Below are 14,408 nucleotides of genomic sequence, written 5' to 3'. Positions count from 1 at the left end.
CTTAACATACTGAGATAAAGAAAAGTAAATATATTTTAGAAAGTTTCTTCTCTCCCGTCTTTTGGACGGGAGAGAAAAGGGTGTACATAAGCTTACGGATTATTAGTACTACTCGACTATGACATTACTGCCTTTACATCTATAGCCTATCAACGTGGTCATCTTCCACGATCCTTAAAAGAAATCTCATCTTGTGGTGGGTTTCGCGCTTATATGCTTTCAGCGCTTATCCCTTCCAAACGTAGCTACTCTGCGGTGCCCCTGGCGGGACAACAGATACACTAGAGGTTTGTCCAATTCGGTCCTCTCGTACTAGAATCAGATCCACTCAAATTTCTAACGCCCACAGTAGATAGAGACCGAACTGTCTCACGACGTTCTGAACCCAGCTCGCGTGCCACTTTAATGGGCGAACAGCCCAACCCTTGGGACCTTCTCCAGCCCCAGGATGTGACGAGCCGACATCGAGGTGCCAAACCCCCCCGTCGATATGAGCTCTTGGGGGAGATCAGCCTGTTATCCCCGGCGTACCTTTTATCCTTTGAGCGATGGCCCTTCCATGCGGAACCACCGGATCACTATGCTCTACTTTCGTACCTGATCGACCTGTATGTCTCTCAGTCAAGCTCCCTTATGCCATTGCACTCTACGCACGGTTACCAAGCGTACTGAGGGAACCTTTAGAAGCCTCCGTTACTCTTTTGGAGGCGACCACCCCAGTCAAACTACCCACCAAGCAATGTCCCCCGCAGCGCGGGGTTAGGCCTCAGATAAACAAAGGGTTGTATTTCAACAATGACTCCACAACGCCTGGCGACGCCGCTTCATAGTCTCCAACCTATCCTACACATCATTTATCCAAGGTCAATACTAAGCTATAGTAAAGGTGCACAGGGTCTTTTCGTCCCACTGCGGGTAAACGGCATCTTCACCGTTACTACAATTTCACCGAGCTCATGGCTGAGACAGTGTCCAGATCGTTACACCATTCGTGCAGGTCGGAACTTACCCGACAAGGAATTTCGCTACCTTAGGACCGTTATAGTTACGGCCGCCGTTTACTGGGGCTTCAATTCAATGCTTCTCCGAAGATAACATCTCCTCTTAACCTTCCAGCACCGGGCAGGTGTCAGGCCCTATACTTCATCTTACGATTTTGCAGAGCCCTGTGTTTTTGATAAACAGTCGCCTGGACCTCTTCACTGCGGCCCCCATTGCTGGGGGCGACCTTTCTCCCGAAGTTACAGGTCTATTTTGCCTAATTCCTTAGCCATGAATCTCTCGAGCACCTTAGGATTCTCTCCTCAACTACCTGTGTCGGTTTACGGTACTGGTACTAATTACCTGAAGTTTAGAGGTTTTTCTTGGAAGCCCTTAGGCGCACTATCTCTTTGTCCGAAGACTCCGAGTACTATCGTATTTCACCAAACTCTCCGGATTTGCCTAGAGAGCCTATAGCTAGGTACTTTAACGAACTATTCCGTCAGTTCGCGGCGCTTTCATCACTCCGTCACCCCATCACAGTAATTAGTAGTACGGGAATATTAACCCGTTAGCCATCGACTGTCCCTTTCGGGTTCGCCTTAGGACCAGACTAACCCACAGCTGATTAGCATAGCTGTGGAAACCTTAGTTTTTCGGTGTGCGGGTTTCTCGCCCGCATTATCGTTACTTATGCCTACATTTTCTTTTCTAACCAGTCCAGCATACCTTACGATACACCTTCAACCCTGTTAGAATGCTCCCCTACCACTTACAGTTACCTGTAAATCCATAGCTTCGGTAATACACTTATGCCCGATTATTATCCATGCTCGTCCGCTCGACTAGTGAGCTGTTACGCACTCTTTAAATGAATGGCTGCTTCCAAGCCAACATCCTAGCTGTCTGGGCAGACAAACCTCGTTCTTTCAACTTAGTGTATATTTGGGGACCTTAGCTGATGGTCTGGGTTCTTTCCCTCTCGGACTTGGACCTTAGCACCCAAGCCCTCACTGCTGAGAAACATTATATAGCATTCGGAGTTTGTCAGGAATTGGTAGGCGGTGAAGCCCCCGCATCCAATCAGTAGCTCTACCTCTATATAACTTAATTCAGCGCTGCACCTAAATGCATTTCGGGGAGTACGAGCTATTTCCGAGTTTGATTGGCCTTTCACCCCTACCCACAGGTCATCCGAAGACTTTTCAACGTCAACCGGTTCGGACCTCCACTGTGTGTTACCACAGCTTCATCCTGCCCATGGGTAGATCACACGGTTTCGCGTCTAACACTACTGACTAAAGCGCCCTATTCAGACTCGCTTTCGCTGCGGATCCGTGGCTTAACCACTTAACCTCGCCAGCAGCGTTAACTCGTAGGCTCATTATGCAAAAGGCACGCCGTCACCCCACGAAAGGGCTCCGACCGCTTGTAAGCGTATGGTTTCAGGATCTATTTCACTCCGTTATTCACGGTTCTTTTCACCTTTCCCTCACGGTACTGGTTCACTATCGGTCTCTCAGGAGTATTTAGCCTTAGCGGATGGTCCCGCCAAATTCAGACAGGGTTTCACGTGCCCCGCCCTACTCAGGATACCACTATCTATTACACTTGTTACCCATACGGGRCTATCACCCTCTATGGYGTCACTTTCCAGTAACTTCCGGTTCCTTGTGCATAAAATGTCGTGGTCCTACAACCCCAGCATTGCCGTAACAACACTGGTTTGGGCTAATCCGCGTTCGCTCGCCACTACTTACGGAATCACTTTTGTTTTCTTCTCCTCCGCCTACTTAGATGTTTCAGTTCAGCGGGTTTGCCCACCTATCGGTGTACTATGTCTTCAACATAGTGGGTTGCCCCATTCAGGTATCTGCGGATCAATCGGTGTGTGCCCGTCCCCGCAGCTTTTCGCAGCTTATCACGCCTTTCATCGCCTCTGAGAGCCTAGGCATCCCCCATACGCCCTTATTTTGCTTATTGTACCAATATATGTCAATGAACTTTCTATGCTTTAGGCTTTAAGCAATATGCTTTAAGCTTTTTAGCTTATGGCCTACAGCTTACAGCTTAAGGCTTTTGTGGAGAATAACGGAGTCGAACCGTTGACCTCCTGCGTGCAAGGCAGGCGCTCTAGCCAGCTGAGCTAATCCCCCATTTTTAAATGATGAGTTATGAATTATGAGTTATGAATGCTCATAAATGCTCAACTTCTAAAATTTCCTTTTTTTTTAAGTTAAATAGTAGTCCCGGGCAGACTCGAACTGCCGACCCCTACATTATCAGTGTAGTACTCTAACCAGCTGAGCTACGAGACTCTGTTTTACTTAAAAATTTATTATTTGAACTAACAGCAAGAGTAATATAATCCCTATATTCTAAACCAATAGAGCATCTTTTTTCCCCAGCGTGTGTTTCCACTAACACATAGGGCTCTAGAAAGGAGGTGTTCCAGCCGCACCTTCCGGTACGGCTACCTTGTTACGACTTAGCCCTAGTTACCAGTTTTACCCTAGGCAGCTCCTTGCGGTCACCGACTTCAGGCACCCCCAGCTTCCATGGCTTGACGGGCGGTGTGTACAAGGCCCGGGAACGTATTCACCGGATCATGGCTGATATCCGATTACTAGCGATTCCAGCTTCACGGAGTCGAGTTGCAGACTCCGATCCGAACTGTGACCGGTTTTATAGATTCGCTCCTGGTCGCCCAGTGGCTGCTCTCTGTACCGGCCATTGTAGCACGTGTGTAGCCCAAGGCGTAAGGGCCGTGATGATTTGACGTCATCCCCACCTTCCTCACAGTTTGCACTGGCAGTCTTGTTAGAGTTCCCGACTTGACTCGCTGGCAACTAACAACAGGGGTTGCGCTCGTTATAGGACTTAACCTGACACCTCACGGCACGAGCTGACGACAACCATGCAGCACCTTGTAAATTGTCTTGCGAAAGATCTGTTTCCAAACCGGTCAATCTACATTTAAGCCTTGGTAAGGTTCCTCGCGTATCATCGAATTAAACCACATGCTCCACCGCTTGTGCGGGCCCCCGTCAATTCCTTTGAGTTTCATTCTTGCGAACGTACTCCCCAGGTGGGATACTTATCACTTTCGCTTAGCCACTGAAATTGCTTCCAACAGCTAGTATCCATCGTTTACGGCGTGGACTACCAGGGTATCTAATCCTGTTCGCTCCCCACGCTTTCGTCCATCAGCGTCAATCCATTAGTAGTAACCTGCCTTCGCAATTGGTATTCCATGTAATATCTAAGCATTTCACCGCTACACTACATATTCTAGTTACTTCCTAATAATTCAAGTTTAACAGTATCAATGGCCGTTCCACCGTTGAGCGATGGGCTTTCACCACTGACTTATTAAACCGCCTACGGACCCTTTAAACCCAATGATTCCGGATAACGCTTGGATCCTCCGTATTACCGCGGCTGCTGGCACGGAGTTAGCCGATCCTTATTCTTACGATACCGTCAAGTCCCGACACGTCGGGATGTTTCTTCTCGTACAAAAGCAGTTTACAATCCATAGGACCGTCATCCTGCACGCGGCATGGCTGGATCAGGCTTGCGCCCATTGTCCAATATTCCTCACTGCTGCCTCCCGTAGGAGTCTGGTCCGTGTCTCAGTACCAGTGTGGGGGATCTCCCTCTCAGGACCCCTACCCATCGTTGCCTTGGTAAGCCGTTACCTTACCAACTAGCTAATGGGACGCATGCTCATCTTTCACCGTTGTGACTTTAATTATAAAGTGATGCCACTCTATAATACTATGAGGTATTAATCCAAATTTCTCTGGGCTATCCCTCTGTGAAAGGCAGATTGCATACGCGTTACGCACCCGTGCGCCGGTCTCTAATYCCGAAGAACTATACCCCTCGACTTGCATGTGTTAAGCCTGCCGCTAGCGTTCATCCTGAGCCAGGATCAAACTCTTCATCGTATATTTTAATATTATATCTCGATGCTTTATTCTAGTGGTCTTCTCGAATCTGTCGATTCTATTACTCTTATTTTGTTGTTCCGATTTGCATCGGAACGGCTGTCAATTCAATATGTCTACGAACGTGTTTTTTTTTGTCTTTCGCTTGTCTCTCAAAGCGGGTGCAAAACTAAAACTTCTTTTTGTTTCTCGCAAGAAAAATTTAAAAAATTTTTGAAACTTTTTTTCGTCCCTTTTTTTCAATTTYCCTCCCAATCTCTCAATGAACTTTCCCTGTTTTGCGGGGTGCAAATGTAAAAAGCATTTTCAAATCTCACAAGCTTTTTCTAATCTTTTTTTGAAAAAAWTTTTTCCTTTTTATCAGTAAGCCTGTCAGTATTTCAGTGAACGTCTTTCGGTGTTGCGGGTGCAAAAGTAGCACCTTTATTTACATTTACAAGCCTTTTTANTTTCCTTTTTATCAGTAAGCCTGTCAGTATTTCAGTGAACGTCTTTCGGTGTTGCGGGTGCAAAAGTAGCACCTTTATTTACATTTACAAGCCTTTTTAGTGAGTTTTTTTAATCTTTTTTGYAATTATTCCTTAACTCACTGATAACACAAGTTTTACAATGCAATATTTTTYAASMCATTGTCAGGTTTTTCTGCAGCACTTTGMTTTTTCCTTATTTTATACCCTTTTCCGTATCCCCTTTTTGAAAATTTTTTATTCTTTAATGCTCTTTTTTAAACAATAATTATGTTTTGAAAACGAATTTCCTAGCCCCGATAGCAGCRGAAATCCTTTTGTGCCGGGGTTCGGCACWAAAGATTGAAGCGGATAGCGGGATTAAGCTCCTGAAAATTACAATTATGAAAGTACAAATTCCAAAAAACTACCCGCTAAAGACTTCGACTTCGCGCAGCCCACAGAATCGTTAGTTATAACACATAATCATTGAAGCATTATNATTGAAGCGGATAGCGGGATTAAGCTCCTGAAAATTACAATTATGAAAGTACAAATTCCAAAAAACTACCCGCTAAAGACTTCGACTTCGCGCAGCCCACAGAATCGTTAGTTATAACACAATCGTTTCACTCAAGCCTTATGATTTTTTTACTCTTATATATTATAGTAGCGTTTTCTACTTATATATATAGTGTAATGTTCTACTTATTATATAATAGCAATCTTCTACATATATATATTGTATGTATTTTTGTAATCACTTATATTTGCATTCACAAAATTATAAACAATGATCAAGATTACTTTACCCGATGGGTCAATTAGAGAGTTCGCTCAAGGCGTAACTCCAATGGAGGTCGCTAAAAACATTAGCGAAGGTTTTGCACGAAATGTGATTTCTGCATCTTTTAATGGTACAACTATTGAAACCGAGACCCCATTAACGACCGATGGTAATCTTATATTATATACCTGGAATGATGCTGAAGGCAAAAAAGCTTTCTGGCATTCGACTTCTCACGTAATGGCGCAAGCTCTTGAGGAATTGTACCCTGGAATTAAATTAACTCTTGGACCTGCTATTGCTAATGGGTTTTACTATGATGTGGATTTTGAAGACCAAAAAATCTCTGAGGCTGATTTTAAAAAGATCGAAGATCGTGTTCTTGAGATTTCAAGAGAAAAACACGAATTCAAAATGCGTCCGGTTAGTAAAGCTGATGCATTAGAAATGTATAAAGACAATGTTTACAAGACTGAATTGATTTCTAATCTTGAAGACGGTACTATTACCTTTTGCGATCACTCTACTTTTACTGATTTATGTCGTGGAGGTCATATTCCGAATACTGGAATCATCAAAGCTATGAAAATCATGAGCGTTGCTGGTGCTTACTGGAGAGGAGATGAAAAAAACAAACAGTTAACTCGTGTTTACGGAACTTCTTTCCCTAAACAAAAAGATTTAACTGAATATCTTGAACTTCTTGAAGAAGCAAAACGTCGTGATCACCGTAAATTAGGAAAGGAACTTGAATTGTTTGCTTTCTCTCAAAAAGTGGGTCAAGGCTTACCTTTATGGCTACCGAAAGGAGCTGCGCTTAGAGAGCGTTTAGAGCAATTTTTAAAGAAAGCTCAAAAGAAAGCAGGTTACGAGCAAGTTGTGAGTCCGCATATTGGCCAAAAAGAGCTTTATGTAACTTCTGGTCATTATGCTAAATATGGCGCTGATAGTTTTCAGCCGATACATACTCCTGCTGAGGGGGAAGAGTTTTTATTGAAACCTATGAACTGTCCTCATCACTGCGAGATTTACAATGTGAGACCTTGGTCCTATAAAGATTTACCAAAACGTTATGCTGAATTTGGTACTGTTTATAGATATGAACAATCTGGTGAATTACATGGTTTAACTCGGGTTAGAGGTTTTACTCAGGATGATGCGCATATTTTCTGTACTCCAGAACAACTGGACGAAGAGTTTAAAAAAGTAATTGACCTTGTACTATATGTATTTGGTTCATTAGGTTTTGAAAACTTTACTGCTCAAATTTCATTGAGAGATCAGGAAAACAGAGAAAAGTATATTGGTACTGATGAAAACTGGGAGAAAGCGGAAAATGCGATTATCAACGCTGCAGCTGACAAAGGTTTAAATACAGTTGTTGAATATGGTGAAGCTGCATTTTACGGACCTAAGCTTGACTTTATGGTTAAGGATGCTTTGGGAAGACAATGGCAGTTAGGAACAATTCAGGTTGATTACAACCTTCCTGAGCGTTTTGATTTGACATACAAAGGTGCTGATAATGAATTACATCGCCCGGTTATGATTCACAGAGCTCCTTTTGGATCTATGGAACGTTTTATAGCAATTTTACTAGAGCATACCGCAGGAAATTTCCCACTTTGGTTAATGCCTGAGCAAGCTATTATATTGTCTTTGAGCGAGAAATACGAAAATTATGCTAAAAAAGTTTTAGATTTGCTAGAAAATCACGAAATTCGCGCCCTAATTGACAACCGAAATGAAACTATCGGTAAGAAAATTAGAGATGCAGAAATGCAAAAAATTCCATTTATGCTTATCGTTGGTGAGGAGGAAGAGAAAAACGGAACAATTTCTATTCGTCGCCACGGCCAAGAAGGAAAAGGTAATATCACAGTTTCTATCGAAGAATTTGCTTCGATTGTAGACGAAGAAATAAAAAAGACATTAAAAGTATTTACAGTTTAACTTAAATTAGAAAGTCATAGCAATAAAAAGTAACAGAGGTTTTCAACCTCGAGTAGAAAAAAAAGACGCACACAGAATAAACAACAATATTCGTGGTGTACAAGAAGTAAGGTTAGTAGGCGAGAACATCGAACCAGGTGTATTTAAGCTTGCAGAAGCTTTACGTCTAGCAGATCAGTTTGAATTAGACTTGGTTGAAATTTCACCAAATGCTGAGCCGCCGGTTTGTAAAATCATGGATTACAAGAAATTTGTTTACGAACAAAAGAAGCGTGATAAGGCATTAAAAGCTAAATCATCTCAAGTTGTAGTAAAAGAGATTCGTTTTGGTCCTCAAACAGATGAGCATGATTATGAATTTAAAAGAAAAAATGCTGAGAAGTTCTTAAAAGAGGGAGCTAAATTAAAAGCATTTGTTTTCTTTAAAGGACGTTCAATCATCTATAAAGATCAAGGGCAGATTTTGCTTCTGCGTTTGGCAACAGATTTAGAAGAACATGGTAAAGTTGAAGCTATGCCGGTTCTTGAAGGAAAGAGAATGATTATGTTCATTGCTCCGAAGAAAAAGAAATAAGTCTTAAAGTCGAAAGTCTTAAAGTTGAAAGTCATAAAGTGACTTTTAACTTTTGACTTTTAAACTTTCAGACCAAGATATAAGTAAGTAAGAATAAATTAAAACACTAGGAAAAATGCCTAAAATGAAAACTAAATCTAGCGCTAAGAAACGTTTTAAAGTTACTGGTTCTGGAAAGATTAAAAGAAAGCATGCTTTTAAAAGTCACATCTTGACTAAAAAATCTAAAAAACGTAAATTAGCTTTGACACACTCAGCGCTAGTTCACTCAACAGATATGAAAAGCATCAAACAACAATTAAGAATTATCTAATATAAGTCTAAAGTTGTAAAGTCTTAAAGTTTAAAGTCAATCAGTGACTTTTGACATTGGACTTTAAAAACATTTGACTAGAGAATTTCTTTAGGTTAAAAAATTATTTATATAACCTTGGAGTATGGCTTTCAAGTTCCTTTGATTCAATTCAGGACGCCTGCTACAAAAACACATTAAAATTATGCCAAGATCGGTAAATTCAGTTGCTAAAAGAGCAAGAAGAAAAAAAATAATGAAGCAAGCCAAAGGTTTCTTTGGTAGACGTAAAAACGTTTGGACAGTTGCTAAGAACGCGGTAGAGAAAGCGATGAGCTACGCTTACCGTGACAGAAAACAGAATAAAAGAAATTTCCGTTCATTATGGATTCAACGTATTAACGCTGGAGCTAGATTAGAAGGAATGTCTTATTCTCAATTCATGGGGAAAGTTAAAGCTAACGGAATCGAATTGAACCGTAAAGTTCTTGCAGATTTAGCTATGAACCACCCAGAAGCTTTCAAAGCAATACTTAATAAAGTAAAATAAACGTTTTATAAACTCAATTTAGATTACTTACTTATCATAAAGAAGCCATTCGTTAATTCGAATGGTTTTTTGTTTTTACAACAATCTGTTTTACCTTTAAACCTCTCAAAAAAAGAATTATAAAATGTTTACGACACTTTTTGATCATATACAGAAATTCATAACACTAGAGCCTTCAGAAATTGACATATTAGAAACATGCCTCACTATTTCAAAAGTAAAAAAGAAAGAGCACTTATTGCAGGAAGGCCAAGTTTGCAATACCTTATATTTTGTAATTAAAGGCTGTGCCAGACAATATATCATCAATTCAAAAGGTACAGAACAAACTTTACAGTTTGCTGTTGAAAATTGGTGGATAACTGACTATTTAAGTTATCACAATACTACTCCATCACACTTCTACATTCAGACAGTTGAAAACTGTGAATTAATTGCAATTGAAAAAGGCACTTTGGAATCTTTATTAATTGAAATTCCGAAGCTGGAAAGATACTTTAGAATCGTTTCTCAAAAATCATTTGGTGCCGCTCAAATGCGCATTAAATTTTTATTTACAATGTCTGCCGAAGAAAGGTATCATCATTTTAAGAATCAAAATCCAGAGTTTGTACAACGCGTACCACAATACATGCTTGCCTCCTATTTAGATTTTTCTGCAGAATTTATGAGTAAAATCAGGGCTGGAAAAGTCTGATTTTAATTTCTTGAAGTAGTTCAAGTTTTTAAAAGAATACATTACTGACCTTTGTAATGAACTTTTAAAACACATAAAAATGAAATCAAGAATTCTTATCCCAGAAGCTGCCCCACAAGCTTATCAAGCATTAATGAGCTTAGAAAAATATATTTCTACTACTTCATTAACTCCAACCCATAAAGAATTAATTAAAATACGTGCATCTCAAATCAATGGTTGTGCATATTGTATTAATATGCACACAGCTGATGCAAGAAAACATGGAATTTCTGAACAGAGAATATACTTAACAAGTGCATGGCGCGAAGCTGATGTTTATACTGAAGAAGAAAAAGCTATTTTAGCTTTAACAGAGCAGGTAACTTTAATTAACAACCATGTCACTGACGAAGTTTATCAAAATGCAGCGAACTTATTTGATGAAAAATATTTAGCAGAGATCATCCTTGCAATCATTACAATTAACTCTTGGAACAGATTGGCAATTACTACAGGATTAAGAGCTGTCTAATTCCTTTATAAGGATAAATTTTACAACATTTTTAAAATTCTAAACCCTCCTACCAGAGGGTTTCTTTGTATTTACCTGTAAATGAGACTCCGATAAATAAAAATTTAATCATTTTACAAAAACAGGTATTTATACTCTTTCATAGGAATTTAGGTTTTCTATTTTTGATTTATAATTTCAATATACACTACAATAACTTCATATTCTATAGCTATTTATTTTATCTTTTTTGCATGCCAAAAGGAATATTACAAGTATTCAAAATTTAAAAAAGCACAATTGAAAAATACAGCAATTATAAATCTCCATCGAATTTTACACGAATTATCTATAAATACAAGAAAATACGGAAAACCGTATTAAGACCATAAACAGGAGAATTAATTTTGCAAACACAAATTAGGTTACAATTTATTATAAAATAAAGGTTATATGTTCAAAAAGGTTTTAATTGCAGAGGACTTAGACAGCATTAGTACAACAATTATAAAAGTTCTTGAAGAATTAGAAATTCCAGTAATTCACCATGTAAAATATTATGATGATGGCTTATTAAAAATTAGAAAAAGCCTACTCGACAATACCCCCTATGATTTACTAATAACCGATTTATCATTTAAAATAGATCATCGAAACACCAATATTTTGAATGGCGAAGAGCTTATTAACGCTGTGAATAAGGTACATCCTCAATTAAAAAAAATTATATTTTCAACAGATGATAAATCTTATAGAATAAAAAGACTTTTTAATGAATTAAAAATCAATGCTTATGTTTCTAAGGGACGAAACAGTATTGAGGAATTAAAAATTGCTATACAAAAGGCTTTTAAAAATGAAGAAAAAATACTGTCTTCAGATTTAAACTTTAGTTTTAATGATAAATCTTTAATTGAAATTGAATCTTATGACATTTCGATTTTAACTCTTATGGCGAGAGGTTATATTTTAGGAAACATTTCAAATGAATTTAAGGCAAAATCGATAACTCCAAACGGAACCAGCAGTATTGAGAAACGAATTAGTAAATTAAAAATACATTTTAAAGCCAATAACAATGTTCACTTAATTGCTATAGCCAAAGATTTCGGCTTAATTTAAATTCTATTAAACGTTATGAAACCTAAATATAAATTTAATCTGACATCAAAAATTAACACGGCCAGCAATAAAATTATCATAAAAACGATACTTCTTTGTCTTTTCTTGTCTATATGTTTTGCTTATGTTTCTGAAAAGACCGGCTGGCTGGAAATAGACTGGAAGATTATTTTTATACCTGCACTTCTTGTTTTACAAATAATAATCATTGGAAAAGCTTTACAAAACAGGTACAAAAAGCTTTAAGCATTTTGATTTAAAAATATCGAAATGCTTATATTTGATTTTTTAAAAGCCTCATGAAAATCATTATAAATTACGTTCTCTTACTATTCATTTCTTTCCAATCTTTAGCTCAGACTAAGATTATTTCCTGGAATCTGGAAAACTTCGGAAAATCTAAATCACAATCTATCTTAAATTTTACAGCTAATACTGTACGTGATTATGACATTATTGCTATTCAGGAAGTTGTTGCTGGATACGGCGGTTCACAGACTGTTGCAAAACTTGCCGCACTGCTAAATGAAAAAGGGGCAAAATGGGATTATATTGTTAGTGATCCTACAAGTGGAAGCAGTTACAAAAAAGAGCGCTATGCCTTTCTTTGGAAAACAAATAAAGCCAAATTAAAAGGAGAACCTTGGCTTGAAAAAAAATATCATCTAGAAATTGATCGCGAACCTTATTTTGCAACTTTCGAAATAAACAAAAAAACAATTACTCTAGTTAATTTTCACGCAATCACAAAAAGTAAACAACCGGAAACTGAAATTAAATATTTTAAATATCTGCCTCAGCAATACCCTACTCTTAATTTAGTATTTATGGGGGATTTTAATTGCCCGGAGTCGCATACGGTTTTTAATCCATTAAAGAAAATGGGATATACTTCGATGCTGAATAGACAAAAAACTACTTTAAAACAAAAATGTAATGGAGAGGTTTGTCTTGCTTCTGAATTTGATAATGTTTTTTACAACCCAAATAGATTAAAAAACATTAATTCAGGGGTTATTTTATTCTATAAAAAATTCAATACGCTTCAGGAAGCTCGAAAAATATCCGATCATATTCCTATTTGGTTTGAATTTTCGTTGAATTAAATTATGTTTTAAGCTTTTTCTTTTTTGCTGCAGGAAATAAAACGTTATTTAATATTAAGCGATAACCCGGAGAATTAGGATGCAAGTCTAAAACAGTCGGCGGATCTCCAACCTGATGTTGAAAATCTTCAGGATCGTGGCCTCCAAAAAAAGTAAACATTCCTTTGCCTTTTTCTCCATGAATGTATCTTGCCTCTCCGTTTAGTTCACAAGTTCCCATTACTAATACATTTGATTTTACCAAAGTTTCATTAAAAGAAGTTGTCTGTCCCATAAATCCTTTTACTAATTGTGTATGATTTTGACACAACATACTTGGGATTGGATCCCATTTTGCAGAAAATTCCATTAAGGTGAAGTAATCTTTCTCCATTGGAATTCTTCTTTTACCTGTCATATCAATATCTGAAAACTCGTAAACTTCTGGTCTTCGCTCTAAAATAAAGTCTTTGAATGCAAAAGAGTTAGCATAATTTAGTTTTGATTGATAATTAGATTCACTAGGATCCCCATCAAACATAGTTTCGCAAATATCAACACCATCTGCTGCAAGTGCAATATCAAAACTGTCGGTGGCTGAGCACATAGCAAACATAAATCCACCGCCAATAACAAAATCTCTGATTTTTTTTGCCACTGCACCTTTTTCCTGAGAAACTTTAGAATATCCCAATTTAGAAGCTAAAGCTTCGGCATCTTTTTTCTGTTCGATATACCAGGGTGTATTTTTATAAGCGGCATAAAATTTTCCATATTGTCCAGTAAAGTCTTCATGATGCAAATGCAGCCAATCATACAGCAGCAATTGATCACTTAAAACTTCTTCATCATATATTGGGGTAAATGGTATTTCAGCATAAGTTAAGACCAATGTTACTGCATCATCCCAAGGCTGTTTACCTTTTGGAGTATAAACAGCAATTTTCGGTGCTTTTTCAAGAATAACTGATTCCATGTTTTGCGATGGACTCGAAATATCATTTAAAATTGAAGCCTCTTCACTATCTGAAAGTATCTCAAAGCTAACTCCTCGAATTTTACATTCTTTACGGATTTCATCAGCATCTGGCAATAAAAATGAGCCTCCACGATAATTAAGTAACCAACTTGCTTTGTAATCTCTGCTCAAACACCAATATGTAATCCCGTAAGCTTTTAAGTGATTTTGCTGCGTTGTTTCATCCATCGGAAGTAAAATAAACGAAGCTTTTGCATTAAGGGAAAGCAATAAAATGAAAATATAAACTAAACTTTTTTTCATCAAAAAATATTTTAAGTAAAGATATAAAGGAAGCTTATAAAATCACAATAGAAGACTAGTTTTATAATAGTATAAAACTGTTAATTAACAAGAGAATAAAATACTCAAAGATTGAAATTTTGTAAAAAACAGGTAAAAACACGTAAACTATGACAACTTTTTCTGCCTAAATTTGGAATCTTAAAATCGACCA

At 38.0% G+C, this 14,408-nt stretch carries 10 protein-coding genes, 2 tRNA genes and 2 rRNA genes; 9 read left to right on the top strand and 5 right to left on the bottom strand.

Annotation, left to right across the window (positions count from 1 at the left end; all coding sequences use genetic code 11):
* Positions 1–82: 82 nt before the first annotated feature.
* From ASD98_RS06175 to ASD98_RS06160, 4 genes are all read right to left on the bottom strand, one after another.
* A 23S ribosomal RNA gene (locus ASD98_RS06175) occupies positions 83–2,964 on the bottom strand.
* Between the two features lie 99 nt (positions 2,965–3,063).
* Positions 3,064–3,137 (bottom strand) — tRNA-Ala (locus ASD98_RS06170).
* An 88-nt stretch (positions 3,138–3,225) separates the two neighbouring features.
* Positions 3,226–3,299, bottom strand: a tRNA-Ile gene (locus ASD98_RS06165).
* A gap of 121 nt (positions 3,300–3,420) precedes the next feature.
* Positions 3,421–4,934: ribosomal RNA gene (locus ASD98_RS06160) — 16S ribosomal RNA — on the bottom strand.
* The 16S and 23S rRNA genes sit together here with 2 tRNA genes alongside, the layout of an rRNA operon.
* A gap of 1,239 nt (positions 4,935–6,173) precedes the next feature.
* Here ASD98_RS06160 and thrS point away from each other — a divergent pair.
* From thrS to ASD98_RS06110, 9 genes are all read left to right on the top strand, one after another.
* A complete protein-coding gene (gene thrS / locus ASD98_RS06150; protein ID WP_056201562.1) occupies positions 6,174–8,120 on the top strand; it encodes a threonine--tRNA ligase in 1,947 nt (648 codons plus the stop codon).
* A gap of 22 nt (positions 8,121–8,142) precedes the next feature.
* Positions 8,143–8,694, top strand: coding sequence for a translation initiation factor IF-3 (gene infC / locus ASD98_RS06145; RefSeq protein WP_073489566.1), 552 nt, complete (start codon positions 8,143–8,145; stop codon positions 8,692–8,694).
* Between the two features lie 115 nt (positions 8,695–8,809).
* Positions 8,810–9,007, top strand: a complete 198-nt coding sequence (gene rpmI / locus ASD98_RS06140; protein ID WP_007810722.1) for a 50S ribosomal protein L35 — start codon at positions 8,810–8,812, stop codon at positions 9,005–9,007.
* A 184-nt stretch (positions 9,008–9,191) separates the two neighbouring features.
* The gene (rplT, locus tag ASD98_RS06135; RefSeq protein WP_008464948.1) at positions 9,192–9,536 is read left to right on the top strand and encodes a 50S ribosomal protein L20; all 345 of its coding nucleotides are present in this window, start codon (positions 9,192–9,194) and stop codon (positions 9,534–9,536) included.
* Positions 9,537–9,660: 124 nt separating this feature from the next.
* Complete coding sequence (locus tag ASD98_RS06130) at positions 9,661–10,233, top strand: Crp/Fnr family transcriptional regulator (RefSeq protein ID WP_056201559.1); 573 nt, start codon at positions 9,661–9,663, stop codon at positions 10,231–10,233.
* 79 nt (positions 10,234–10,312) lie between these two features.
* Positions 10,313–10,747, top strand: a complete 435-nt coding sequence (locus ASD98_RS06125) for a carboxymuconolactone decarboxylase family protein (protein ID WP_056201556.1) — start codon at positions 10,313–10,315, stop codon at positions 10,745–10,747.
* Between the two features lie 432 nt (positions 10,748–11,179).
* Positions 11,180–11,848, top strand: coding sequence for a response regulator (locus tag ASD98_RS06120; RefSeq protein WP_056201553.1), 669 nt, complete (start codon positions 11,180–11,182; stop codon positions 11,846–11,848).
* A gap of 15 nt (positions 11,849–11,863) precedes the next feature.
* A complete protein-coding gene (locus tag ASD98_RS24565) occupies positions 11,864–12,094 on the top strand; it encodes a hypothetical protein (protein ID WP_056201549.1) in 231 nt (76 codons plus the stop codon).
* A 53-nt stretch (positions 12,095–12,147) separates the two neighbouring features.
* Positions 12,148–12,954, top strand: coding sequence for an endonuclease/exonuclease/phosphatase family protein (locus ASD98_RS06110; protein ID WP_056201548.1), 807 nt, complete (start codon positions 12,148–12,150; stop codon positions 12,952–12,954).
* Between the two features lies 1 nt (position 12,955).
* On the opposite strand, the gene ASD98_RS06105 is transcribed toward ASD98_RS06110, so the two are convergent.
* On the bottom strand, positions 12,956–14,215 hold the full coding sequence (locus ASD98_RS06105; protein WP_056201545.1) for a hypothetical protein: 1,260 nt from the start codon (positions 14,213–14,215) through the stop codon (positions 12,956–12,958).
* Between the last annotated feature and the right edge of the window lie 193 nt (positions 14,216–14,408).

The organism is Flavobacterium sp. Root186 (assembly GCF_001428525.1).
GTDB lineage: Bacteria > Bacteroidota > Bacteroidia > Flavobacteriales > Flavobacteriaceae > Flavobacterium.
Note: the sequence above shows the minus strand (reverse complement) of the source record. Positions and strands in the feature narration are given on the sequence as shown.